The following is a 24,870-nucleotide window of genomic DNA, read 5'->3' as shown; positions in this document are numbered from 1 at the left end:
GCCTCCAGGGCCGCCTGGCGCTCGTACACGGCCTCCTTGCGGTAGCCGACGATGATCGCGACCTCGGTCAGACCGACCTCCGCGAAGTTCGCCAGGGTCAGGTCGAGGACCGTGGGCTCGCCCTCGATGCCCGCGGGCCCCACCGGCACCAACGCCTTGGGCAGGGTGTCGGTGTAGGGGCGCAGACGCCGTCCGGCGCCGGCCGCCAGCACGAGGCCGATCATGCGGGTTCTCCTTCGTCGTGTACGGCGGGCGCCCCAGCGGACACCCAGAAGCGGATGCTCTCGGCGAGCACCACGAGGGCGACGGCCACGGCGAGCACCGTGAGCGCGACCTTGAACTGCGCCGCGGTGAGGACCGCGGCCAGGACCGTGACGAGGAGCGTGCGCCCCTCGTGCCCCCCGATGGAGCGCACCAGCCAGGCCGGGGGCGCTCCGGCGTTGCCGCGGATGCGGTACACCGTGTCGTAGTGATGGTAGGCGACGGCCGCCACCAGCCCGAAAGCCGCGGGCAGTGCTCCGTTCACCCCGGCCTTGGCCGCCAGGACGAGGACGGTGCCGTACTCGGCGGCCCGGAAGAGGGGCGGCACCAGCCAGTCCAGGGCGCCCTTGAGCGGGCGGTACAGGGCCTGCCCCGCGGTGATGGCGTAGACGGCGGCACCCGCGACCGGGGCCCAGGTCACTCCGGAGAAGAGGGACGCGGCGAGGATCGCCGTACCGGCGAGGGCCACGAGCAGCGGGGCGCCGAGGCGGACGCGTGTGAGGCGGGCCACGAGGTCGGCGACCGGGCCGTTGTCGGCGAGGTCGGCGAGGGCCTGTGCCGCCCGGTCGGTGCGGCTCGCCCTGCGGGTCACGGACCGCAGCACGCGCCCGGCCGTGGTGTACGTCGCCGCGAAGGCGCAGCCGACGAGCAGGACGGAGAAGGTGATCCGGGGGGTGGTGGCCGCCGTGAGCACCGCGATCATCGCCCAGCGCTCGCCGATCGGCAGCACGATCATCCGCCGTACCCAGACCGTCCAGCCGACGCTGTCGAGCTTGTCGGAGAGGGCCGCGGTGGGGCTGGTGTTGGCGGTGGCGTCGTGGTTGGCCTCGGTGAAGGAGAAGTCGACCACGTGCCGGCAGGTCTGGAGCACCATCGCGCCGAGGGCGAGGGCCCATACGTCGTCGCCGCCGCGGGCCGCGCCGAGGGCGAGGCCGGCGTAGTAGGCGTACTCCTTGGCGCGGTCGAAGGTGGCGTCCAGCCAGGCGCCGAGCGTGGAGTACTTCAGGGCGTAGCGGGCGAGCTGGCCGTCGGTGCAGTCCAGCACGAAGGAGGCGATGAGCAGCACACCGGCGGCGACGAAGCCGCCCCGGGTGCCGGTGGCCGCGCAGCCGGCCGCGATGAGCGCGGTGAGCAGCGAGGCGGTGGTGACCTGGTTCGGGGTCAGCCCGCGGCGGGCGCACCAGCGGGCGATGTAGCGCGAGTACGGGCTGATGAAGAAGGTGGTGAAGAAGCCGTCCCGGGACTTCACGGCCGACTTCAGACGTACGGCCTCGTCGTCGACGGCGGCGACGGCCTGCCGGGCCTCGTTGCGGGCCTGCGGGTCCTCGGGCACCTCCGCGACCAGGCTGCCGAGCTCCGGGCGGTGCACGGCGCCGCCGTCGGCGTCGAGCGCGGTGACGAGGCGGTCGGCGAGGCTGCCGACGTCCACCGCCGTACCGGTGCCGCCGCCGGCGGAGGTCTCGCGGGCCAGGGCCCGGGTCAGCGCCTGCCGGGCGGCCGGCTGGGCGGTGACGGCGCCGGGGATCGCGGAGAGCGGGAAGCGCGGGTCGGTCAGACCGAGGCGCAGGGCGTGCGGGTGGCCGACGAAGCGGGCGTCGACCAGGGCCACGCGGTCGCCGGCCGGGGCAGCAGCGAGCAGGGTCTCGGCCTCGGCGGCGTCCGCTGCCGTGCGCACATCGAAGCCGAGGGACCGCAGATCGTGGTCGAGCGACGATCCGGGGACCGGCTGACCCGTGACGATGGCGGTCGACAACCGAACTCACTCCCTGGACGCCGGCGCGCGGCGGCACCGGACTTCTGCATGGTGGGGCGCCCTGCCTGCGGCCCGGGCGGCATGTCGGCAGAGGGTATCGGATGGGTGGAAGCCCGTGTTCACCGGCCGTTCACAGCCCGGTCCACGGGGGCTGCCCGGGCCTTTGCCGCGATCATCATCGGGGATCGGGGGCCCGGCCCACAAACCAGTGGGCGCAGACCCGGGCATCCAGGACACCCTGGGTGTCGGCATAGGGTGGACGACCATGACGTGGCTGATCACCGGCGGGGCCGGATACATCGGGGCGCATGTGGCACGGGCCATGGCGGGCGCCGGGGAGAAGGTCGTGGCGCTGGACGACCTGTCGGCGGCGGTACCGGAGCGGCTGCCCGCGGACGTGCCGCTGGCCGAGGGCTCGACGCTGGACGGGGACCGGCTGCGGCAGGTGCTGCGGGAGTACGGCGTGACCGGCGTCGTCCATCTCGCGGCGCGCAAGCAGGTCGCCGAGTCGGTGGCGCAGCCGACCCGCTACTACCGGGAGAACGTCGGCGGCCTCGCCACGCTCCTGGACGCGGTCGCCGAGGCGGGCGTCCGCCGGCTGGTGTTCTCCTCGTCGGCGGCCGTGTACGGCAATCCGGACGTGGACCTGATCACCGAGGACACCCCGTGCGCACCGGTCAACCCGTACGGCGAGACCAAGCTGGCCGGCGAGTGGCTGGTGCGGGCGGCCGGAAAGGCACACGGAATCTCCACGGTGTGCCTGCGCTACTTCAACGTGGCGGGCGCGGCCGCCCCGGAGCTGGCGGACACCGGGGTGTTCAACATCGTGCCGATGGTCTTCGACCGGCTCACCCGGGACGAGGCGCCGCGGATCTTCGGTGACGACTATCCGACGCCGGACGGCACCTGCGTCCGGGACTACATCCATGTCGCCGATCTCGCCGAGGCCCATCTGGCGGCGGCACGGCGGCTGGCGGACGGCACCCTGACCGGCGATCTGACGCTGAACATCGGCCGGGGCGAGGGGGTCTCGGTGCGCGAGCTGATCACGGTGATCGGCGAGGTCACCGGGGACCGCAGGGAGCCGCTGGTCGAGGCGCGCCGGCCGGGGGACGCGCCGCGCGCGGTCGCCTCCGCCGAGCGGGCCGCCCGCGAGCTGTCCTGGCAGGCCCGGCGCGGGGTGCGCGAGATGGTCGCGTCGGCCTGGGAGGGCTGGCGGCTGCACCACGGCGGCTGACCCGCGCCCGCCACCCCGCCCGCGCTCCGGCCGGTGCCCTGACCAGCGGATCGTTTCCGCAGGTCAGGGCACATGACAACGGTGTTCAGTGCCGCGTTGCCCGATACCCCCCGCCCGTAGTTGACTGGGGCGCGAGAACGGACCCGAGACAACGGGGAAGGGCGGTTTCCATGGGGGCTGGGCACGACCACGGGCACGCACACACGGCGCCTCCGGGTACGGCCACGGCCGCGTACCGGGGCCGGTTGCGGATCGCGCTGGGCATCACGCTCACGATCATGGTGGTCGAGATCGTCGGCGGCGTGGTCGCCGACTCGCTCGCGCTGATCGCCGACGCGGCGCACATGGCCACCGACGCGGTGGGCCTCGGCATGGCCCTGCTCGCGATCCACTTCGCCGGCCGCCCGCCGAGCACCCACCGCACCTTCGGTTACGCCCGCGCCGAGATCCTCGCCGCCCTGGCCAACTGTCTGCTGCTGCTCGGTGTCGGCGGGTACGTCCTGTACGAGGCGGTCCAGCGGTTCGTCACACCCGCGGAGACCCGGGGCGGCCTGATGGTCGTCTTCGGTCTGATCGGGCTGGTCGCGAACTCCGTCTCGCTCGTGCTGCTGATGCGCGGGCAGAAGGAGAGCCTGAACGTGCGCGGCGCCTTCCTGGAGGTGGCCGCGGACGCGCTCGGCTCGGTCGCCGTGCTGATCTCGGCGGCGGTGATCCTGACCACGGGCTGGCAGCCGGCCGACCCCGTCGCCTCGCTGGTGATCGGGCTGATGATCGTGCCGAGGACGCTGAAGCTGCTGCGCGAGACGCTGGACGTGCTGCTGGAGGCGGCCCCCAAGAACGTCGACATGGCAGAGGTCCGGGCGCACATCCTGGCCCTGGACGGCGTGGAGGACGTCCACGATCTGCACGCCTGGACGATCACCTCGGGCATGCCGGTGCTGTCGGCGCACGTGGTGGTCAGCTCGGAGGCGCTGAACGCCATCGGCCACGAGAAGATGCTGCACGAGTTGCAGGGCTGCCTCGGCGACCACTTCGACGTGGAGCACTGCACCTTCCAGCTGGAGCCGAGCGGGCACGCGGAGCACGAAGCCCGCCTGTGCCACTGACCCCGGGCACGGATGTTCGGCCCCGGCGCGGGGTTCCGTGTATCTGCCACCGGGCACGATGATCCACCGGGTCCGCCTCCCGGTGCCCGGCCGCGCACGGACATGCGGACATGCGGGGAAGTGCCGGGAGTGCCGGATTCGTACGGCAGACTGGAGCGCGAGGACCGAGGCGAAGGATGGGTATGCCGATCACACCTGCCACCGCGACGCACAGCTCGTCGAACGGCACCGCAGAGGCGATTTTGCTGGAACTGGTCGACGAGAAGGGTGTGACGACCGGCACGGCGGAGAAGCTGGCCGCGCACCAGCCGCCCGGGCAGCTGCACCGCGCCTTCTCGGTCTTCCTCTTCGACGAGCAGGGCCGGATGCTGCTCCAGCAGCGGGCGCTCGAGAAGTACCACTCCCCCGGTGTGTGGTCCAACACCTGCTGCGGGCACCCTTACCCGGGCGAGGCGCCGTTCGCCGCGGCGGCCCGGCGGACGTACGAGGAGCTGGGCGTCTCCCCCTCGCTCCTCGCGGAGGCGGGCACCGTCCGCTACAACCACCCGGACCCGGTGTCGGGCCTGGTGGAGCAGGAGTTCAACCACCTGTTCGTCGGTCTGGTGCAGGCACCGCTCGCCCCGGATCCCGAGGAGGTCGCCCAGGCCGCGTATGTGACGGCGGCCGAGCTGGCCGAGCGGCACGCCCGGGACCCCTTCTCGGCGTGGTTCATGACGGTGCTGGACGCGGCACGCCCGGCGATCAGGGAGCTGACCGGCCCGTCCGCGGGCTGGTGAACCCCGGCCCGGCGGGCCCGGCGACTACGACAGCGCCGCGGGCTTGAGCGGCAGGGTGGCCCAGATCACCTTGCCGCCGCTCGCCGTGTGCTCCACGTCGAGCGCCCCGCCCGCCTCCCGGGCCACCTCGCGGACCAGGAGCAGCCCCCGGCCGCCGGTCCGGCCGTGATCGGCCTCCAGGGCGGTCGGGCGGTACGGATGGTTGTCCTCCACGGACACCCTCACCCACTCCGCCCCGACGGCGACCTCCACGGCGAGCGTCGGCGACAGCAGGGCCGCGTGCCGTACGGCGTTCGTGACCAGCTCGGAGACGATCAGCAGCAGCCCGTCCGCCAGGTCGTCGGAGACCGGTACGCCCTGGCGCAGCAGCAGGTCCCGGACCGCGTGCCGGGCCCGGGGGACCGAGGCGTCCTCGGCGGGGGCGGTGAACCGCCACACACCCTCGTACGGCAGTGGATCGGGCGGCCGCTCGGCGCCCCCCGCTGGGCGCGGGTCGTCCCCGCGCCCGTGGTCGTCCATCGTCCGATCGCCACCCTCGCGCTCGATTGTCGCCACAGGTCGAGTGTTGGCAATGACCGGCTCCGACCCCTCTGACTGAACACAAGTCAGCGGGTATCGAGCGCTTTCTGACCGACTGCGTATGACACGGTCACGTGTGGGAGCGTTCCTGTCCGGTGCCGGCGCCCCAGTTTTCCCGTGCCGTGAATCCGGGCCGCCCCTACTGTGAGACGAGCCCCACGACCCGGCGGCCGCTGTAGCCGGCGGCCAGCAGCCCGAGGCCGTCGAAGAGCAGGGCCAGCGAGAAGAAGGCGCCGATGACGTACTGGCTGCTGCTCGGCCAGTGGGCGAGGACCAGGATCCCGAGCAGCAGGTCGAAGACGCCGAGCAGCAGGGTCCAGCCGAACTGCGGACCGCGCACCACCAGGCTGCCGACGATCCGGAAGAGGCCGGCGCTGAGGAACAGCAGGGCGGCGAACATGGTGAGCGCGGCGGCCGCCGCGTGCGGCAGCCGGATGACGACGATGCCGGCGGCGATGTTCAGGGCGGCGACGATGACACCGAGCCAGAAGAAGCTGGTGCCGCGGGCCTGGATGGCGTGCAGCAGGCCGACGATCCCGCCGATCAGCAGCAGCCAGCCGAACAGCAGCATGGAGGTCAGGGTGGCCACCCCGGTGTAGACGAGTCCGACGAGCCCGGCGAGCACGAGGATCACACCGAGCGCCGCGAGCCAGCCGAACCCCTGGCGCATCTTCGCCGCCCGGTCCTTCCGCCTGCGGAACCTGGCCATCGCCGCCTCCTCGAACAACAACCCCTTTGCCACCGTATCTCCGCTGGACCGCCCTCCGTAACGCGTGACCGGTCCCCGCCGGTGCGCCCGGACCGGCCGGTAACATCCGGCCCATGGACCCTGAGCTGTCCCACCACATCGCCGACTCCGTAGCCACCGTGGTGATCCGTCACCCGGCGAAGCGCAACGCCATGACCGCGGCGATGTGGCGGGCCCTCCCGCCGCTGCTCGACGAGCTGGCGCGCGACCCCGGCGTACGGGTGCTCGTGCTGACCGGCGCGGGCGCCACCTTCTGCGCGGGCGCGGACATCTCCTCGCTCCAGGGCTCGGCGGAGCCGCAGGCACTCGCGGTGGCGGCCGAGGAGGCCCTCGCCGCCTTCCCCAAGCCGACGCTCGCCGCGGTGCGCGGGCACTGCGTGGGCGGCGGGGCGCAGCTCGCCGGGGCCTGCGATCTGCGGCTGGCGGAGGAGGGGGCCCTGTTCGGGGTGACCCCGGCCCGGCTCGGCATCGTCTACCCGGCCTCCTCCACCCGCCGTCTGGTGTCGCTGGTCGGCCCGGCCACCGCCAAGTACCTGCTGTTCTCGGCCGAGTTGATCGACACCGAGCGGGCGCTGCGCACCGGGTTCGTGGACGAGGTGCTGCCCGAGGGCGAACTGGACAAGCGGGTGGCCGAGCTGGCCCGGACCCTGGTGTCCCGCTCCCAGCTCACCCAGGCCGCCGCGAAGGAGTTCGCGAACGGCCGGACCGACCGCGACGCCCACTGGGCCGCCCAGGCGCGCGCCAGCGGGGAGATGGAGGAGGGCGTCGCCGCGTTCCTGGAACGCCGGCCGCCGCGGTTCGGCTGGAGCGTCCCTACGACAGGATGAAGCGGCTCCTGGTGCGGAACTCCGCGACCAGGTGGGCCGGGGCCTTCTGAGGGGAGCCGGCGTCGTAGGGCGGCTGCGGGTCGTACTCCGTCAGCAGCTGGACGGCCATGGCGTGTTCGTCGCCCGCGACCTTGCCGAGCAGCGTCAGCCCCATGTCGATGCCGGAGGAGACCCCGGCCGCGGTGACGTACTTCCCGTCCACGACCACCCGCTCCCCGGTGGGCTCGGCGCCGTAGCGCGGCAGCTGGTCCAGGGCCAGCCAGTGCGAGGTGGCGCGGCGCCCGGTCAGCAGCCCGGCGGCGGCCAGCAGCAGCGAGCCCGTGCACACGGAGGTGGTCCAGGCGCTGGTCGCGTCGGCCGCGCGCAGCCAGTCCAGCAGCACCGGGTTGTCCATCTGCGCGTTCTGGCCGGGACCGCCCGGCACCACCACGATGTCCGGGGACGGTACGTCGGCGAGGGTGCGGTCGGCGGTGAGCGCGAGGTGTCCGGTGTCGGTGCGGTGGGGTCCGGTGCGCTCGGCGACGAACACGGTCTCCGCGTCCGGGAGCCGGCCCAGGGTCTCGTAGGGGCCGACGGCGTCGAGGGCGGTGAACCGGTCGTAGAGAACGACGGCGATCTGCACAGGCTTGTCCTTCCGTACTGGGTGAGAAATCAGAGGGCGGTCGCCGGGCGGAACCGGCGCCGGTACTCGGCCGGGGAGGTGCCGAGGGTGCGCAGAAAGGCGCGGCGCATGGCCTCGGGTGTGCCGTAGCCGCTGGCGCGGGCGATCCGCTCGACGCCGTCGGAGGTGTCCTCCAGCAGCCGCCGGGCGTGTTCGAGGCGGACCCGGTCGACGTACCGGCCGGGGGTCGTGCCGGTCTCGGCCTGGAAGGCGCGGGTGAACTGGCGCGCGGAGAGGGCGGCGCGGGCGGCGAGCGCCTCGACGCCCAGATCGGCGTCCGGGTGCTCGGTGATCCACTGCTGGACGTCCCGCAGCGGCTCGCGCCGGGCGGTCTGGGCGGCGAGCTGGGCGCTGAACTGGGCCTGGTTGCCCGGCCGGCGCAGGAACACCACCAGGTGCCGGGCGACGGTCAGCGCGGCCTGCCGGCCGAGGTCCTCCTCGACCAGCGCCAGCGCGAGGTCGATGCCCGCGGTGACACCGGCCGAGGTGGCCACGGGCCCGTCCCGGACGTAGACCGGGTCCGGGTCGACCTCGACGGCCGGGTGGTCCCGGGCGAGCTTCGCGCAGTACGCCCAGTGCGTGGTCACCCGCCGGCCGTCCAGCAGCCCGGCCCGGGCGAGCAGGAAGGCACCGGTGCAGACGGAGACCAGGCGCCGGGCCCGCGGGCCGTGCGCCCGCAGCCACTCCACCAGCCGCGGATCGGGGCCCTCGGTGCCCTCCCCGCCGGGCACCACCAGCGTGTGCGGACCGGCTTCCCCGGCCAGGGACCCGTCCGGTACGACGGTCAGCCCGCTGGAGGTGCGCACCGGGCCGCCGTCCAGGGAGGCGGTACGGATGCGGTACGAGCCGGGGGTGTGCCGCTCGGCACCGGTGAAGACCTCGACGGGACCGGTGACGTCGAGACTCTGGACGCCGTCGAAGAGGACGACGAGAAGGGTGCGTGGCGTCATGTCCACGATTGTTGGCGGGCCAGGCGATGACGGCAACGACGGATTTCCCACCTTTTCCGCCATGCCGCGTACCGCCCTGATCCCCGGTGGTCGGCGTCACCTGCCACAATTGCCGCGCAACCTCAGCGGAGAAGGCGGTACGCGATCGTGACGACACCCGGATCCATCGGAGCGGGATCCATCGAAGGCAGGATCGCCGAGGAACTCGGCGTACGGGAGCGGCAGGTGAAGGCCGCGGTGGAGCTGCTCGACGGCGGTTCGACGGTGCCCTTCATCGCCCGCTACCGCAAGGAAGCGACCGAGATGCTCGACGACGCGCAGCTGCGCACGATCGAGGAGCGGCTGCGCTATCTGCGGGAGCTGGAGGAGCGGCGGACCGCGATCCTGGAGTCGGTGCGCGAGCAGGGCAAGCTGACCGAGGAGCTCGAGGCCCGGATCCGGGGCGCCGAGACGAAGGCGCGGCTGGAGGACATCTACCTCCCCTACAAGCCCAAGCGGCGCACCAAGGCGCAGATCGCGCGCGAGGCGGGCCTGGAGCCGCTGGCCGAGGGCCTGCTCGGCGACCCGACGGTGGACCCGTTGGCGGCCGCCGCCGCGTTCGTGGACGCCGGCAGGGGCGTCGCCGATCCGCAGGCCGCGCTGGACGGCGCGCGGGCGATCCTCACCGAGCGGTTCTCGGAGGACGCCGACCTGATCGGCGAGTTGCGCGAGCGCATGTGGGTGCGCGGCCGGCTGGCCGCGAAGGTGCGCGAGGGCAAGGAGGAGGCGGGCGCCAAGTTCGCCGACTACTTCGACTTCGCGGAGCCGTTCACCGAGCTGCCCTCGCACCGGATCCTGGCGATGCTGCGCGGTGAGAAGGAGGAGGTCCTGGACCTCGTCCTGGAGCCGGAGGAGGCCACCGACGGCCCGTCCTCCTACGAGGGCATCATCGCCGCGCGCTTCGGCATCGGCAACCGCGGCCGACCCGCCGACAAGTGGCTCACGGACACCGTCCGCTGGGCCTGGCGCACCCGGATCCTGGTCCACCTCGGCATCGACCTGCGGCTCCGGCTGCGTACGGCGGCGGAGGACGAGGCGGTGAACGTGTTCGCCGCGAACCTGCGCGACCTGCTGCTCGCCGCGCCGGCCGGCACCCGGGCGACCCTGGGTCTGGACCCCGGTTTCCGCACCGGTGTGAAGGTCGCCGTGGTCGACGCCACCGGCAAGGTCGTGGCCACCGACGTGATCTACCCGCACGTCCCGGCGAACAAGTGGGACGAGGCGATCGCCAAGCTGGCGCGGCTGTCGAAGGAGCACGCGGTCGACCTGGTCGCGATCGGCAACGGCACCGCGTCCCGCGAGACCGACAAGCTCGCCGCCGAGCTGATCGCCAGGCACCCGGAGCTGAAGCTCACCAAGGTGATGGTGTCCGAGGCCGGCGCCTCGGTGTACTCGGCCTCGAGTTACGCCTCGCAGGAGCTGCCGGACCTGGACGTGTCGCTGCGCGGCGCGGTCTCCATCGCCCGCCGGCTCCAGGACCCGCTGGCCGAGCTGGTGAAGATCGACCCCAAGTCGATCGGGGTCGGCCAGTACCAGCACGACCTGTCCGAGGTGAAGCTGTCCCGCTCGCTGGACGCGGTCGTCGAGGACTGTGTGAACGGCGTCGGCGTGGACGTGAACACCGCGTCCGTGCCGCTGCTCGCGCGGGTGTCGGGCATCTCCTCCGGGCTCGCCGAGAACATCGTCGCGCACCGGGACGCCAACGGGCCGTTCCGCTCCCGCTCGGAGCTGAAGAAGGTGGCGCGGCTCGGTCCGAAGGCGTTCGAGCAGTGCGCGGGCTTCCTGCGGATCCGGGGCGGCGACGACCCGCTGGACGCGTCCAGCGTGCACCCCGAGGCGTATCCGGTGGTGCGCCGCATGGTGAAGACCACGGGCCAGGAGGTGGCCTCCCTCGTCGGCAACACGGGCGTGCTGCGCTCGCTGCGGCCCGCCGACTTCGTGGACGACACCTTCGGTCTGCCCACGGTGACGGACATCCTGAAGGAGCTGGAGAAGCCCGGGCGTGACCCGCGTCCGGCGTTCCGGACGGCCACCTTCAAGGAGGGTGTGGAGAAGATCTCCGACCTGGCCGCCGGGATGGTCCTGGAGGGCGTGGTGACGAACGTGGCCGCCTTCGGCGCGTTCGTGGACATCGGCGTCCACCAGGACGGCCTGGTGCATGTGTCGGCGATGTCGAAGACGTTCGTCAAGGACCCGCGCGATGTGGCGAAGCCGGGTGACATCGTCAAGGTGAAGGTCCTCGACGTGGACATCCCGCGCAAGCGGATCGCGCTCACCCTGCGCCTGGACGACGAGGCGTCGCCGCAGGGCCAGGGCGGCGGCCGGCAGCAGCGCGGCGGCGGCGCCCGGCCGCCCCAGCAGCGGCAGGGCCAGCGCCAGGGCCGCGGTGGCGACAGGGGCGGCGACCGGAGCGGCCGTCAGGCCCCGCCGCCGGGCAACAGCGCGATGGCCGACGCGCTGCGGCGGGCGGGCCTGGTGGACCCGAAGAAGCGGTAGCCCCGCGGGGCTGCGGCCGGGGCCCGGGCCGAGACCCGGGACCCGGCTTCCGCTGCTAGCGCTCCGTCACCTTTCCGTCCGCGACCTCCAGGTGGCGGGTCACGCTGACCGCCTCCAGCATGCGGCGGTCGTGGGTGACCAGGAGGAGGGTGCCGGTGTAGGCGTCCAGGGCCTGCTCCAGCTGTTCGATGGCGGGCAGGTCGAGGTGGTTCGTCGGCTCGTCGAGGACGAGGAGGTTGACGCCCCGGCCCTGGAGCAGGGCGAGGGCGGCACGGGTGCGTTCGCCCGGGGAGAGGGTCGCGGCCTGGCGCAGGACGTGGTCCGACTTCAGGCCGAACTTGGCGAGCAGCGTGCGGACCTCGGCCGGCTCGGTGTCGGGCACCGCCGCGCAGAAGGCGTCCAGCAGGGTCTCCGGGCCGTGGAACAGCCCCCGGGCCTGGTCGACCTCGCCGACCAGGACGCCGGAGCCGAGCGCCGCGTGTCCGGAGTCGAGCGGGACCCGGCCGAGCAGCGCGCCCAGCAGGGTCGACTTGCCCGCGCCGTTGGCGCCGGTGACCGCGACCCGGTCCGCCCAGTCGATCTGGAGGGACACCGGTCCGAAGGTGAAGTCCCCGCGCCGTACCTCGGCGTCCCGCAGGGTGGCGACCACCGCTCCGGAGCGCGGGGCGGACGCGATCTCCATGCGCAGCTCCCACTCCTTGCGCGGCTCCTCGACCACCTCCAGGCGTTCGATCATGCGCTGCGTCTGGCGGGCCTTGGCGGCCTGCTTCTCGCTGGCCTCGCTGCGGAACTTGCGGCCGATCTTGTCGTTGTCGTTGCCGGCCTTGCGCCGGGCGTTCTTCACGCCCTTGTCCATCCAGGTGCGCTGCATCTGGGCGCGGTCCTGGAGGGCGGCCCGCTTGTCGGCGTACTCCTCGTAGTCCTCGCGGGCGTGCCGACGCGCCACCTCGCGCTCCTCCAGGTAGGCCGCGTAGCCGCCGCCGTAGAGGTTGATCTGCTGCTGGGCCAGGTCGAGTTCGAGGACCTTGGTGACCGTGCGGGTGAGGAACTCGCGGTCGTGGCTGACGACGACCGTGCCCGCGCGCAGACCGGTGACGAAGCGTTCGAGGCGCTCCAGACCGTCGAGGTCGAGGTCGTTGGTGGGCTCGTCCAGGAGGAAGACGTCGTAACGGGACAGCAGGAGGGAGGCGAGGCCGGCGCGGGCGGCCTGGCCGCCGGAGAGGGAGGTCATCGGCTGGTCCAGGCCGACGGCGAGGCCGAGCGAGTCGGCCACTTCCTCCGCACGCTCCTCCAGGTCCGCGCCGCCGAGGCCGAGCCAGCGCTCCAGGGCGGTGGCGTAGGCGTCGTCGGCACCGGGGGCGCCGTCCACCAGCGCCTGCGTGGCCTCGTCCAGCACGCGCTGTGCGGCGGTCACGCCGGTGCGGCGGCCGAGGAACTCCCGGACGGTCTCCCCCGGCCTGCGCTCCGGCTCCTGCGGCAGATGGCCGACGGTCGCGGCCGGCGGGGACAGCCGCAGCTCGCCGTGCTCGGGCGCGAGCAGCCCGGCGAGCATCCGCAGCAGGGTGGACTTGCCCGCGCCGTTGGCACCGACCAGCCCGATCACATCGCCGGGCGCGACGACGAGGTCGAGCCCGGAGAAGAGGGAGCGGTCGCCGTGCCCGGCGGCGAGGTTCTTGGCGACGAGAGTGGCAGTCATCAGACGCCGAGTTTAAGGGGCTGGCTGGTCGGGTGTGCCTCAGCCTGTTGTGCCGTGGTGCACCGGTGCCACGAGCACGGCCTGTGCGGTCCGGGCGACCAGGTAGGCGTCCCCCTTGACGGCCCCCGGGTCCAGGGGGACGCGGTGCCGGCCGGGTGTCAGGGTGCCGTCGAAGACCTCGTGAGCGCGGCTGCGGCGGAGCCGGCCTTGGCGGTACGCGGTGATCCGCACCCGGCACGCCGAGGCCACCTCCACGTCCGCCGTGCCGTCGGCGGCGGTCAGCGCCGTCAGCCGGCGCCCCGGGAGCGGGCCGCGGTCCAGGGCCTGCTCGATCTGGGCGACGAAGACCGGCACGATCGGGGCGGGCGCCTCGACGCACCCGGCCTCGATGCCGGCGCGCTCCAACGCCCGCCGCACCTCGGCGCGTTCGGACGCGGTGACCGTGCCGGCGAAGGCGACGGCGCCGTAGCCGCGCAGTTCCTCGGCGGGCACGTCCCGGGCGTCCGGGGTGATGTCGGCGCCGACGCCGATGGCGCGCAGCGCGGCGGCCGTCCGGGCGAGCCCACCGGCCCGGGCGCCGATCAGCAGCACCCTGCGGCGGGGTGCGGCTGGGCCGTCGACCAGGGCGGCGAGGGCGGCGCGGTACTCGGGGCCGTGGAAGCGGAACGGTCCTATGCCGTGATAGCCGTCGCGCTCCAGGTCTGCCCGCGGTCCCGTCTGCCAGGCGAGGTCCCGCCACACGTAGTCCTCGCCGTCGCGCTCGATGACGGCCGTGACCGCTCCGCAGGCCAGGTCCTCGCACTCGGGGCAGCCGTAGAGGACGAACCGGCCGTCCGGCAGCGGGGGTCCGGCCTCCAGCAGCAGCGCCCGGACGTGCGCGGTGAAGATCGCGGGCGGCACGTCGGAGGCGAGCGGCGAGACGGCGTCCAGGTCGGACAGGAGCGGCAGCAGGGGGCGGCCGTCCACGACGAAGTCCAGGAAGTCGCGGTGGGTCCGGACACCGCCGTCGGCGAGGACGCCCCCGGCGCGCATCGCCGGAGCCACACCGAAGGTCGCGTATACGGCAGACATGCTGTGAGTATCCCCACACCGGGACGGATGTGAGCGCCGCATGACATATTCGCCGGGCGCTGTCCCTCGGTCCGGGCAGGGCCTATCGTCCTGGCGTGGACAGCGAGCCGGGTGACGAAGTGATCGTGGTCGGGGGCGGGGTCGCCGGTCTCACGACGGCCGTGGTGCTGGCCGAGTCGGGGCGGCGGGTGCGGGTGTGGGCGCGGGAGCCGGCCGAGCGGACGGTCTCGGCGGTCGCCGGCGGCCTGTGGTGGCCGTACCGCATCGAACCGGAGCCGCTGGCCGGGGCGTGGGCGCTGGAATCCCTCGCCGTGTACGAGGAGTTGGCCCACCGGCCGCGGGAGACGGGCGTACGTCTGGTCGAGGGCGTACACGAGGGGGTCCGGCTGGACGAGCTCGGCGAGTGGGCCGGGCGGGTGCCGGGGCTGCGGGCGGTGGCGGACGGGCTGGCGGCGCGGCTGCCGGTGATCGACATGCCGGTGTATCTGGGCTGGCTGCGGGAGCGGCTCGTGCGGGCCGGTGGCGCGGTGGAGTCGCGCGAGGTGACCGACCTGGCCACGGTGCCGGCGGCCGTCGTGGTCAACTGCACGGGGCTCGGGGCGCGGTCCCTGGTGCCGGACCCGGCGGTACGCCCGGTGCGCGGGCAGCTGGTCGTGGTGGCGAACCCGGGGATCACGACCTGGTACGTCTCCGTCGACCGCTCCCCCACCGACTCCACCTACTTCATCCCGCAGCCCGGCAGACTGCTGCTCGGCGGTACGGCGCAGGAGGACGACTGGTCGCGGGAGCCGGACCCGGCCGTGGCCGCGGCGATCGTCGCCCGCTGTGCGGCGGTACGGGCGGAGATCGCGGGCGCCCGGGTGCTGGAGCACCGGGTGGGCCTGCGGCCGGTGCGCGATGCGGTACGGCTGGAGCGGGAGGCGCTGCCGGGCGGCGGCCGGGTGCTGGTGCACAACTACGGCCACGGCGGCGCCGGGGTCACGGTGGCGTGGGGATGCGCGCGGGAGGCGGCCGGGCTGGCGCTCACGGCCGTCTGAGGGGCGCGGGTGACGGTGTGCGCCCCTCGGCGGCCGCACCGGCTAGGCGAGCGGGAGGTCGGCTGTCGTGCGGGAGAGGTCCAGGGTGAGCGTCGGCCTGGTGGACGGGGGTTCGATGAGGTCCCGGTCGGTGCCCGCGATGATCAGGGCCAGCCGGTGCCCCGCGGGTACGACATGGTCGGTGGCCGCCAGGTTCAGGGTCATGGTGCAGGCCGTGCCCGGGGTGAGCGGGACGCCTCTGTCGAGCGAGGCGTGATGGCCCAGGTCGGCCCAGCCGCGGCTGAACACCGTGAAGCCGGCCTCGGTCGTCTTCGCCCGGGTCTCCTTGAAGCAGGCGCTGTCACCGGCCGTGCTCTCGCCCCAGCAGGTGCGCCGGGTCAGCGTGCTGATGCCCTCGCCGTCGTCGGCGTAGTCGCGAAGGGTGTCGGGCCCGAGGTCGACGAGGACGGCGGACAGATGGGCCGACACGGTGTTCGGGGTCGCGGTAACCGTCACCCGGGAGGAGCCGGACAGGCGCAGGTCGCGGGTGAGCGGTGCGGTGAGGAAGCCGGCCTTCTCGGGGGTGGGCGTGGTCAGGTGCGCGGCCCAGTCGGTCTCGCTGAGCGTCGGGTCGTCGGTGAAGGTCTCGGTGCCGGTGGCGGGGCGCGGTCCCAGGGTGCCGACGCCGGGCCGGGCGCCCGGGGCCGGGTGCAGGGTGACGGTGCGGGTGGCGCGCGGGGGCCAGGTCGCGGAGGTGACCCACTGGTCGGGGTGGCGCTCGATGTCGGCCATCGGCTCGCGGTCGATCCCGTTGTCGTAGCCGAGCAGTTCATGGTCGAACCAGCGGTGCAGGGTGTCGACCCAGGCGCCGCGCCGGTAGTCGAAGGGGTCGACATGGCCGGTCTGGGACAGCCAGATCTTGCGCCGCACCCCGTGCCGCGCCAGGGCGTCCCACCACTGGCCGAGATGCCGGGTGCGGACGTTGAGGTCCTGCATGCCGTGCACGAGGAACACGCTGGCGCGCACCTTGGCCGCGTCCTTGACGTAGTCCCGCTCGGTCCACAGCGGGGTCCAGTCGCCGCTGCGCGGGCTGCCGTCGGCGAGCCTTCGCTGGACGGCGGCGCAGTGGGCTCGCGCGCCGTCGCTCTCCACGGCGCCGGCCAGCCGGTCGGGGCCGCTGTCGTGGAGCGGGGCGCCCTGGGCGAAGTAGTAGTCGTACCAGGAGGAGATGGCGCTGATCGGGACGATGGTCCTCAGTCCCCGGACGCCGGTGGCGGCGACGCCGTTGGCGACGGTGCCGTCCCAGCTCTTGCCGATCATGCCGGTCGTGCCGTCGGTCCAGGTCGCCTTGACCGGCCTGCCGCCGGTGCGGCTGCTGTAGCCGCGGGCGCGGCCGCCCAGCCAGTCGATGACGGCCTTCGCGGACTGGATGTCGAAGCGGCCGCCGACGTCCACGCAGCCGTCGGAGCGGCCGGTGCCGGCGAGGTCGACGCCGACGAAGGCGTAGCCGCGGGGCACGAAGTAGTTGTCGAGGAAGAGCGGCATACGGACCACCCGGCCATGGGCGTCGTACGTCTTGACCTGGTTCTCGTTGCCGCGCCCGCAGCAGGCGTAGTAGGGGCTGGCGTCCATGACGACCGGCACCTTGCGGCCCTGCCGGGCGGGTTCGGCGGGCCGGACGATGTCGGCGGCGACCCGGTCGGTCCGGCCGTCCCCGTCCGCGTCGAAGCCCGTGTCCACCCAGACGGACTCACGGACGGCGTGGGCATAGGAGTAGACGGGCCGGCTCTCGCGGTTCCCGTGGTTCTCGCGGGGCGCGGCATGGGCGACGGCCGGCGTGAGGAGGGCGGCCGTCAGGAGTGCGACGACCGCCACGGCCGGCACCCGCCAGGGTGTGCGGCGCGGGTCTTCCGATGAGTGTCTCGGCATGGGCGGACGGTACTCCCGGCAACTGTGGTGCACGAGAGGGAAAACGGGCGACACGTGTGGCCGCGTGACGGCTGAATGGCGATCGTGTGACAGCAGGGGCCATGGACAGGTCAGGGACCACAGAGACTGAATAGGCTCCGAACACCTTCTCCGAACGGACTTGCAGTCCAGACGACTTGGAGCTGACGTGCACCGCAGAATCATCGCGCCGGGCGCACTGGCGGCGGCCTCCCTCCTGCTGGCGATCCCGGCATCGGCCGCGAGCTACTCCCCCGGCGCGCCGGGCATCGGCGACCCCTACTACCCGTCCTACGGCAACGGCGGCTATGACGTCTCCCACTACGACCTGCGGCTGCGGTACCAGCCGGCGACGGACGAGTTGGACGGCACGGCGACGATCCTGGCCCGGACCACGCAGGACCTGTCCAGCTTCGACCTGGACTTCCTGCTGGACGTCAGCGAGGTACGGGTCAACGGCAGCGCGGCGGCCTTCGCGCACTCCGGCGAGCACGAGCTGGTGATCACGCCGAAGACCCCGCTGAAGAAGGACACGCCGATCACGGTCGTGGTGCGCTACAGCGGGGTGCCGTCGACGAAGAGCGCGTACGGCTTCACCACCTGGCACCGCACCCCGGACGGCGCGGTCGCCGCCGACGAGCCCGAGGCCGCCTGGTGGTGGTTCCCGAGCAACGACCACCCGCTGGACAAGGCCACCTACGACGTGTCGGTGGCGGTGCCGGACGGCACCCAGGCCATCTCCAACGGCACGCTCCAGTCGTCGAGTTCGAAGCTGGGCTGGACCCGCTACAACTGGCGGGAGAACAAGCCGCAGGCGACCTATCTGGCCACGCTCGCCGTCGGCAAGTTCGACATCACCACCGGCACCTCCGACGGCGGGGTGCCGATCGTCAACGCCTACAGCAAGGACCTCGGCGACAACGACGGGGCGGCGCGGGCCAGCGTGGAGCGCACCGGGGAACTCGTGGACTGGCTGAGCGGCTATTTCGGGCCGTATCCGTTCAGCAGCGCCGGCGGCTATGTGCCGAACACCACCACCGGGTACGCCCTGGAGACGCAGACCCGGGTCTACTACAGCCCGAAGCAGTTCGCGAACGGCGCCAACACTTCCGTGGTCGTGCACGAGCTGGCCCACCAGTGGTACGGCGACGACGTGTCGCTCAAGGGCTGGAAGGACATCTGGATCAACGAGGGCTTCGCGCGGTACGCGCAGTGGCTGTGGTCGGAGCACGAGGGCGAGGGCACCACGCAGGAACTCGCCGACTACGTGTACGCCTCGCACCCGGCCGACGACCCGTTCTGGACCGTGAAGCCCGGTGACCCCGGCCCCGACGACCAGTTCGACATCGCCGTCTACGACCGGGGCGCGCTGGCCGTGCAGGCGCTGCGCAACGCGGTCGGCGACGATGCCTTCTTCGCCATTCTGAAGGGCTGGCCCGCGGAGCACGCGTACGGCAACGCCTCGGTGGCCGACTTCGAGAAGTACGCGGAGAAGGTGTCGGGCAAGCCGCTGGACGCGCTGTTCGACACCTGGCTGTTCCAGCCGTCGAAGCCGGCGGCGCCGGCCGCGCGCTCCCTCGCCGCCACGGGTGCGACGGGTGCGAAGGTCACGCAGCCGAAGTCGTGGAAGAAGATCGAGGCCACGAACGACGTGCGCTGAGTCTCACCCGGCCGGCTCCGCCGCCGCTTCGAGGAGCCCGTCCCGGTCTATCGCGTCCGCGCGGACAGCCGGGACGGTGCACGCGTACGCGCCCGCGATCGCGCCGTAGCGGGCGCACCGCTCGTGCGGCTCGCCGCTCAGCCGGCCGTAGAGGTAGGCGGCGGCGAAGGCGTCGCCCGCGCCGTTGGAGTCGACCACCGGCGCGGGCGGGACCGCCGCCGGGATCCGGGTCAGCTCGCCGTCGGCCAGCAGATAGGCGCCGTCCGCCCCGGCGGTGGCCACGACCGCCTCGGCCCGGCCCCGCTCGGCGATGCGCCGCATGGTCCGCTCGGGGTCGGTGAGGGCGGCGGCGGAGAGGAAGACGAGGTCGGCGGTGTGGGCGAACGGCTCGTGGTAGGGGTTCTCGCCGTCCCAGTCGTGCAGATCGGTGGAGAGCGGTACGCCCGTCGTGCGCAGCACCGGCAGGGCGTCGGCGCAGGGCTGGGTGAGGGTCACGTGCACATGGCGGCTCGCCGCCGCCAGCTCGCGCAGGGTGGTCTCGGGGAAGCGGTCGCCGGGGCGGGCGCGGGTCGTGTCGTACAGGGAGAGGCGGCGGCCGTCCGGGCCCACGAGGTTGACCGCGCGCTTGGTCCCGGCGGGCTGCGGGAGCGCGGTCAGCCCGATGCCGTGCGCGTCGTGCAGGGCGCGGACCAGGTCGCCCTCGGGGTCGTCGCCGAGCAGGTCGAGGTGGTGGGTGCGCAGGCCGAGCGCGGCCAGGCCCAGGGCGACGAAGTCGCCGGTCTGCCCGGCGCGGGTGCGGATCCCGGAGTCGATCATGTAGCTGTCGGCGTACGGCAGGGGCAGTTCCGGGACGTGCACGATGGTGTCCACACCCGCCCCACCGAGCACCAGCACATCATTCCGCACGCTCATCAGGCGCCCTCCCCGTGGTCGTAGACCGTCACGGCGATCCCCCGCCGTACGAGCCGTTCGGTGATGAGCGGCTCTATGCGGGACCACTTGCCTCCCGCCAGGCCGCAGCCTATGCGGGGCATGTGCACGGAGGCGCCGAGTTCCGTCACGCGGTCCGCGAGCCGGCCGAGGGCGGTGTCGATGGCCTCGTAGCGCACCGGGACGCCCTTGCTGCCGGTCCTGATCCCGCGCTGGCCGACCATGTTGGCCACCCACAGGTAACGCTCCACCTGGACGAGTTGCACCGCGCCCAGCGCGAAGTCGTTCCGGGCGCGGTCGCGGTGCCAGGCGCGGTAGGCCGCCTCGGGTTCCGGCCAGCGGCGGGAGAGGGCGAGGACGAAGCCCTTGCCCCAGCCGCCGATGTCGTTGCAGACATGGGCGATCACCTTGGTGCCCTTGGCCGACGGCGCGGTGGCGTCACCTCGGATGTACTGGACTTCCGACATGACGCCACCGTAGGCGATGCCACTGACAGTGGCGGTGAGCTGCTACTTCGTCAGCTCGGACGGCTCCTGGCGGGTGTTCTCGGACACCCGGCGGCGCACGCCGAACCAGCCGGCGACCAGCATGACGGCGATGACCGGGATGAGCAGGATGGTCTTGCGGCCGACGTCGGGGTCGTTCCACATCATGCCGAGGCAGACCAGCAGGAAGGCGATCGTGGCGATCTCGGTGACCGGGCTGAACTTCAGCTGGAAGTGCGGCCGGGTCGCCAGCCCGGCGCGGGCGCGGCGGACGAAGATCATGTGGCAGACCATGATGATCACCCAGGTGCTGATGATGCCGAGGGAGGCGATGTTCAGCACGATCTCGAAGGCCTGGCTGGGCACCAGGTAGTTCAGGCCGACGCCGAGCACGCAGACGGCGCAGGTGAGCAGGATGCCGCCGTAGGGCACCTGGCTGCGGTTCATCCGGGCAGTGAACTTCGGCGCGGAGCCCGCCATGGCCATGGAGCGCAGGATGCGGCCGGTGGAGTACAGACCGGAGTTGAGCGAGGACATGGCGGCAGTCAGCACGACCAGGTTCATCACATCGCCGGCCGCCGGGACACCGATCTTGGAGAGCACGGTCACGAAGGGGCTCTCGTCGGCGGAGTACACCGAACCGGGCAGCAGCAGCGCGAGCAGCACGACCGAGCCGACGTAGAACAGGCCCACCCGCCACATGATCGAGTTCACCGCGCGCGGAACGACCTTCTCCGGCTCGGCGGTCTCACCGGCGGCCACGCCGACCAGCTCCAGCGCGGCGTACGCGAAGATCACACCCTGCATCACCAGGACGACCGGCATCATGCCGTGCGGGAACAGACCGCCGTGGTCGGTGATGACGCTCAGACCGGGGGTGTGGCCGTCGACCTTGTGCTGGGTGGCCAGCAGGAAAATGCTGATCAGCATGAACCCGACGATGGTGGCGACCTTGATGATCGCGAACCAGAACTCCATCTCGCCGAAGATCTTCACCGAGATGAGGTTCACCGCGAGGACCACCGCGAGCGCGATCAGCGCCAGCACCCACTGCGGGATGGAGGTGAAGAAGCTCCAGTAGTGCGTGTAGAGCGCGATGGCGGTGATGTCGGCGATGCCGGTGGTCGACCAGTTCAGGAAGTACATCCAGCCGGCGACATAGGCACCCTTCTCACCGAGGAACTCACGCGCGTAGCTCACGAAGGACCCGGAGGACGGGCGGTACAGGACCAGCTCGCCGAGGGCGCGCACCACGAAGAAGGCGAAGACACCGCAGACCAGGTAGGCCAGGGCGAGCGCCGGACCCGCGTTGTGCAGGCGGCCGCCCGCACCCAGGAGGAGACCGGTGCCGATGGCGCCACCGATGGCGATCATGTTGACGTGCCGGGCCTTGAGGTCCTTGCTGTAACCGGCGTCGCCCGCGTCCGCGGGCGTCTGGGGCGCCTGGGGAGGGGCGGCGGCCTGGGCCGACTGCACGGCGTCCTTGCTCACGGTGGTACCACTTCCTGGTGGGCCCGGACCTCGTGGGCCCGGGTGTCCGTACTTGCTCGGCCCGCACCCGCCGGTGGGCATCGGTACAGACCAAGGCAGCAGCTTCCCAGAGGGTTGTCCGGATACGCGGTGATCCACGCCACAGAGCGGCGTTTCTCACAGGGATCTTCACCGGTTTCACAGTTCTGGTGAGACAGCGATACTGCTGCACATGACGACCGACACTGGGGAGCCCGGCACCGGGGAGCCCACCCTCACCGTCGACGAGCTGGCCGCCCGGGCCGGTGTCACCGTCCGCACCGTCCGGTTCTACGGCAGCAAGGGGCTGCTGCCCCCGCCGGCGATCGGTCCGCGCCGGGTGGGGCACTACGGGCCCGAGCATGTGGCGCGCCTCGCGCTGATCGAGGAGCTTCAGCAGCAGGGCATGACCCTCGCGGCGATCGAGCGGTACCTCAAGCAGCTGCCGCCGGATCTCGGCCCGCACGACCTGGCCATCCATCGCGCGGTGGTCGCGTCCTGGGCGCCGGACACGGTGGAGACCGTGTCGCGGGGCGAACTCGAACGGCGCGCCGGGCGCCCCCTCGCCGCTGAGGACATCGAGTGCCTGACGGCGATGGGCGTGGTCCGGGAGGAGGACGAGGGGATGCTCCGGGTCGACTGCGGGCTGCTCCGGCTCGGCGTCCGGCTCCTCGACGTGCCGCTGTCGCAGGACGCGATCCGGGCGGCGCGCGGGGTGCTCATGGAGCACTCGCGCGCCGCGGCCCACGAACTGGCCCAGCTCTTCCGCGGCGAGGTGGCGGAGCGGGACACCCGGGATGTGAAGTCCCTGTCCGCGCATATGCAGCCGCTGGTGGTGCAGGCGCTGCTCACGACCTTCCAGCGGTCGCTGCGGGAGGAGCTGGGCGAGTGGCTCGGCGGGTCAGGGGCGGACTGAGTCGCTGAACGGCTCCCCCTTCCCGGCCTTCTCCACCAGCAGCGCGGGCGGGGTGAACCGCTCGCCGTAGCGCTCGGCCAGCTCGCGCGCGCGGGCCACGAAGCCCGGCAGACCGCCTTCGTAGCCGTTGATGTACTGGAGCACGCCGCCCGTCCAGCCGGGGAAGCCGATGCCGAGGATCGACCCGATGTTGGCGTCGGCGACCGAGGTGAGGACGCCCTCCTCCAGGAGCCGTACGGTGTCGAGCGCCTCGGCGAAGAGCATCCGCTCCTGCATGTCGCGGAAGGGGATCTCCTGGCCCGGCTTGGTGAAGTGCTCGCGCAGGCCCGGCCAGAGCCCGGCGCGCTTGCCGTCCTCGGTGTAGTCGTAGAAGCCCGCGCCGCCGCTGCGGCCGGTGCGGCCGAACTCGTCCACCATGCGGTCGATGACCGCCTCCGCCGGGTGCGCGGTGTAGGTGCCGCCGGCCTCCTCCACGGCCCGCCGGGTCTCGCCGAGGATCTTGCGCGGGAGGGTCAGGGTCAGCTCGTCCATGAGCGAGAGCACCTTGGCCGGGTAGCCGGCCTGGGCCGCGGCCTGCTCCACGGAGGCGGGCTCCAGCCCCTCGCCGACCATGGCGACGCCCTCGTTGATGAAGTGGCCGATCACGCGGGAGGTGAAGAAGCCGCGCGAGTCGTTGACGACGATCGGCGTCTTGTTGATCTGCCGGACCAGGTCGAAGGCGCGGGCGAGGGCCTCGTCGCCGGTCCGCTCGCCCTTGATGATCTCCACCAGCGGCATCTTGTCGACCGGTGAGAAGAAGTGCAGGCCGATGAAGTCGGCCTGGCGCTCCACGCCCTCGGCGAGCGTGGTGATGGGCAGGGTGGAGGTGTTGGAGCACAGCAGCGCGTCGGGCGCGACCACGGACTCGATCTGCTGGAACACCTTGTGCTTGAGCGCGGTGTCCTCGAAGACGGCCTCGATCACCGCGTCGCAGCCCGCGAGGTCGGTCACCTCGGCGGTGGGGGTGATGCGGGCGAGCAGCGCGTCGGCCTTCTCCTGGCTGGTGCGGCCCTTGGCGACGGCCTTGGCGCACAGCGTCTCCGAGTAGCCCTTGCCCTTGAGGGCCGCCTCGACGGTGACGTCCTTCAGGACGACGTCGATGCCCGCGCGGGCGCAGGCGTAGGCGATGCCGGCGCCCATCATCCCGGCGCCGAGGACGGCGACCTTGCGGACCTGGCGGGGCTCGACGCCCTTCGGGCGGTTGGCGCCGGAGTTGACGGCCTGGAGGTCGAAGAAGAACGCCTGGATCATGTTCTTGGCGGTCTGCCCCGTGACCAGCTCGGTGAAGTAGCGGGTCTCGATGGTGCTCGCGGTCTCGAAGTCGACCTGGGAGCCCTCCACCGCGGCGGCGAGGATGTTGCGCGGGGCCGGGTAGGGGGCGCCGTTCGTCTGCTTGCGCAGGCTGGCCGGGAAGGCGGGCAGGTTGGCGGCGAACTTCGGGTTGGCCGGCGTACCCCCCGGGATGCGGTAGCCGGGGACGTCCCACGGCTGGTGCGACTCGGGGTGGGCGTCGATGAAGGCGCGGGCCTTGGCGAGCATCTCCTCCGGGGTGGCGGCCACCTCGTGCACCAGGCCGGCCTCCAGGGCGCGCCGGGGGCTGTACTGGGTGCCCTGGAGCAGCACCTTCAGCAGCGCGTCGGTGATGCCCATCAGCCGGACGGTGCGGGTGACGCCGCCGCCCGCCGGCAGCAGGCCGAGGGTGACCTCGGGCAGGCCGATCTTGGACCCGGGGGCATCCAGGGCGATCCGGTGGTGGGAGGCGAGCGCGATCTCGTAACCGCCGCCCAGGGCCGCGCCGTTGACGGCGGCGACGACCGGCTTGCCGAGGGTCTCGATGCGGCGCAGCGCGTTCTTGATCTCGGTCGCGGCGTCGAAGACCTGCTGGGCGTCCTCGGGACCGGCCTTGATCATGTCCTTGAGGTCGCCACCCGCGAAGAAGGTCTTCTTGGCGGAGGTGTAGATGATGCCGCGGATGGAGTCCTTCTCGGCCTCCGCGCGCGCGGCGACGGCCTGGATGGAGGCGCGGAACGCCTGGTTCATGGTGTTCGCGGACTGGTCGGGGTCGTCCAGCACGAGGGTGACGACACCGGTGTCGTCCTGCTCCCAGCGGATGGTGGTGCTCTCGGTCATGACAGTCGTCTCCGTTGAAGTCGCTTGGTTCCGCGGGG

The 24,870-nt window shown here is 72.6% G+C and carries 21 protein-coding genes; 8 read left to right on the top strand and 13 right to left on the bottom strand.

The window, feature by feature from the left end; all coding sequences use genetic code 11:
• Positions 1-224: sugar phosphate nucleotidyltransferase (locus ACWCV9_RS35555; protein WP_450787353.1), on the bottom strand; the 224-nt coding region annotated here is incomplete at its 3' end.
• On the bottom strand, positions 221-2,014 hold the full coding sequence (locus ACWCV9_RS35550) for a DUF5941 domain-containing protein (protein ID WP_450792898.1): 1,794 nt from the start codon (positions 2,012-2,014) through the stop codon (positions 221-223). The genes ACWCV9_RS35550 and ACWCV9_RS35555, both read right to left, overlap by 4 nt.
• 265 nt (positions 2,015-2,279) lie before the next feature.
• Here ACWCV9_RS35550 and galE point away from each other — a divergent pair, with 265 nt between their 5' ends.
• The 3 genes from galE (at position 2,280) to idi (ending at position 5,133) form a co-directional block, all read left to right on the top strand.
• Positions 2,280-3,251 (top strand): UDP-glucose 4-epimerase GalE, encoded by a 972-nt coding sequence (gene galE, locus ACWCV9_RS35545; protein WP_450792897.1) that lies wholly within the window; start codon positions 2,280-2,282, stop codon positions 3,249-3,251.
• A 170-nt stretch (positions 3,252-3,421) separates the two neighbouring features.
• Positions 3,422-4,357, top strand: a complete 936-nt coding sequence (locus tag ACWCV9_RS35540; RefSeq protein WP_450792896.1) for a cation diffusion facilitator family transporter — start codon at positions 3,422-3,424, stop codon at positions 4,355-4,357.
• A gap of 182 nt (positions 4,358-4,539) precedes the next feature.
• Entirely contained in the window at positions 4,540-5,133 is a 594-nt protein-coding gene (gene idi / locus ACWCV9_RS35535; protein ID WP_450792894.1) for an isopentenyl-diphosphate Delta-isomerase, read from the top strand.
• Positions 5,134-5,157: 24 nt separating this feature from the next.
• Here idi and ACWCV9_RS35530 read toward each other — a convergent pair whose 3' ends face one another.
• Positions 5,158-5,652 (bottom strand): ATP-binding protein, encoded by a 495-nt coding sequence (locus tag ACWCV9_RS35530; protein ID WP_450792892.1) that lies wholly within the window; start codon positions 5,650-5,652, stop codon positions 5,158-5,160.
• Between the two features lie 199 nt (positions 5,653-5,851).
• Positions 5,852-6,421, bottom strand: a complete 570-nt coding sequence (locus tag ACWCV9_RS35525; protein WP_450792891.1) for an HdeD family acid-resistance protein — start codon at positions 6,419-6,421, stop codon at positions 5,852-5,854.
• Positions 6,422-6,534: 113 nt separating this feature from the next.
• Here ACWCV9_RS35525 and ACWCV9_RS35520 point away from each other — a divergent pair, with 113 nt between their 5' ends.
• Positions 6,535-7,287: an enoyl-CoA hydratase/isomerase family protein gene (locus ACWCV9_RS35520; protein ID WP_450792889.1), complete on the top strand. Its 753-nt coding sequence runs from the start codon at positions 6,535-6,537 to the stop codon at positions 7,285-7,287.
• Here the strand turns inward: ACWCV9_RS35520 and ACWCV9_RS35515 are convergent.
• Entirely contained in the window at positions 7,274-7,909 is a 636-nt protein-coding gene (locus ACWCV9_RS35515) for a DJ-1/PfpI family protein (RefSeq protein ID WP_450792887.1), read from the bottom strand. The genes ACWCV9_RS35520 and ACWCV9_RS35515 overlap by 14 nt on opposite strands.
• Before the next feature lie 29 nt (positions 7,910-7,938).
• Positions 7,939-8,898, bottom strand: a complete 960-nt coding sequence (locus ACWCV9_RS35510; protein ID WP_450792885.1) for a GlxA family transcriptional regulator — start codon at positions 8,896-8,898, stop codon at positions 7,939-7,941.
• Between the two features lie 147 nt (positions 8,899-9,045).
• Here ACWCV9_RS35510 and ACWCV9_RS35505 point away from each other — a divergent pair, with 147 nt between their 5' ends.
• Entirely contained in the window at positions 9,046-11,433 is a 2,388-nt protein-coding gene (locus ACWCV9_RS35505) for a Tex family protein (protein ID WP_450792883.1), read from the top strand.
• Between the two features lie 55 nt (positions 11,434-11,488).
• On the opposite strand, the gene ACWCV9_RS35500 is transcribed toward ACWCV9_RS35505, so the two are convergent.
• Both ACWCV9_RS35500 and ACWCV9_RS35495 read right to left on the bottom strand, forming a co-directional pair.
• A complete protein-coding gene (locus ACWCV9_RS35500) occupies positions 11,489-13,129 on the bottom strand; it encodes an ABC-F family ATP-binding cassette domain-containing protein (RefSeq protein WP_450792881.1) in 1,641 nt (546 codons plus the stop codon).
• A gap of 39 nt (positions 13,130-13,168) precedes the next feature.
• Complete coding sequence (locus ACWCV9_RS35495) at positions 13,169-14,200, bottom strand: oxidoreductase (protein WP_450792879.1); 1,032 nt, start codon at positions 14,198-14,200, stop codon at positions 13,169-13,171.
• 119 nt (positions 14,201-14,319) lie between these two features.
• Here ACWCV9_RS35495 and ACWCV9_RS35490 point away from each other — a divergent pair, with 119 nt between their 5' ends.
• Positions 14,320-15,237, top strand: a complete 918-nt coding sequence (locus tag ACWCV9_RS35490; RefSeq protein ID WP_450792900.1) for an FAD-dependent oxidoreductase — start codon at positions 14,320-14,322, stop codon at positions 15,235-15,237.
• 42 nt (positions 15,238-15,279) lie between these two features.
• On the opposite strand, the gene ACWCV9_RS35485 is transcribed toward ACWCV9_RS35490, so the two are convergent.
• Positions 15,280-17,145, bottom strand: coding sequence for a Xaa-Pro dipeptidyl-peptidase (locus tag ACWCV9_RS35485; RefSeq protein WP_450792877.1), 1,866 nt, complete (start codon positions 17,143-17,145; stop codon positions 15,280-15,282).
• Between the two features lie 187 nt (positions 17,146-17,332).
• Between ACWCV9_RS35485 and ACWCV9_RS35480 the strand changes: the two genes are divergently transcribed.
• Entirely contained in the window at positions 17,333-18,823 is a 1,491-nt protein-coding gene (locus ACWCV9_RS35480) for a M1 family metallopeptidase (protein WP_450792875.1), read from the top strand.
• Positions 18,824-18,826: 3 nt separating this feature from the next.
• On the opposite strand, the gene ACWCV9_RS35475 is transcribed toward ACWCV9_RS35480, so the two are convergent.
• From ACWCV9_RS35475 to ACWCV9_RS35465, 3 genes are read right to left on the bottom strand one after another with little or no spacing between them, the layout of a single operon-like run.
• Complete coding sequence (locus ACWCV9_RS35475; protein ID WP_450792873.1) at positions 18,827-19,735, bottom strand: adenosine kinase; 909 nt, start codon at positions 19,733-19,735, stop codon at positions 18,827-18,829.
• Positions 19,735-20,220, bottom strand: a complete 486-nt coding sequence (locus tag ACWCV9_RS35470) for a macro domain-containing protein (protein ID WP_450792871.1) — start codon at positions 20,218-20,220, stop codon at positions 19,735-19,737. Before ACWCV9_RS35470 ends, ACWCV9_RS35475 begins: the two co-directional genes overlap by 1 nt.
• A 42-nt stretch (positions 20,221-20,262) precedes the next feature.
• On the bottom strand, positions 20,263-21,729 hold the full coding sequence (locus ACWCV9_RS35465) for an amino acid permease (RefSeq protein ID WP_450792869.1): 1,467 nt from the start codon (positions 21,727-21,729) through the stop codon (positions 20,263-20,265).
• Between the two features lie 211 nt (positions 21,730-21,940).
• Here ACWCV9_RS35465 and ACWCV9_RS35460 point away from each other — a divergent pair, with 211 nt between their 5' ends.
• Positions 21,941-22,663 carry a MerR family transcriptional regulator gene (locus tag ACWCV9_RS35460; protein ID WP_450792867.1) on the top strand — a complete coding sequence of 241 codons (723 nt, stop codon included), beginning with the start codon at positions 21,941-21,943 and terminating at the stop codon, positions 22,661-22,663.
• On the opposite strand, the gene ACWCV9_RS35455 is transcribed toward ACWCV9_RS35460, so the two are convergent.
• Positions 22,649-24,832, bottom strand: coding sequence for a 3-hydroxyacyl-CoA dehydrogenase NAD-binding domain-containing protein (locus ACWCV9_RS35455; RefSeq protein WP_450792865.1), 2,184 nt, complete (start codon positions 24,830-24,832; stop codon positions 22,649-22,651). The genes ACWCV9_RS35460 and ACWCV9_RS35455 overlap by 15 nt on opposite strands.
• Positions 24,833-24,870 lie beyond the last annotated feature (38 nt).

Source organism: Streptomyces sp. NPDC001606 (assembly GCF_053596835.1).
Note: the sequence above shows the minus strand (reverse complement) of the source record. Positions and strands in the feature narration are given on the sequence as shown.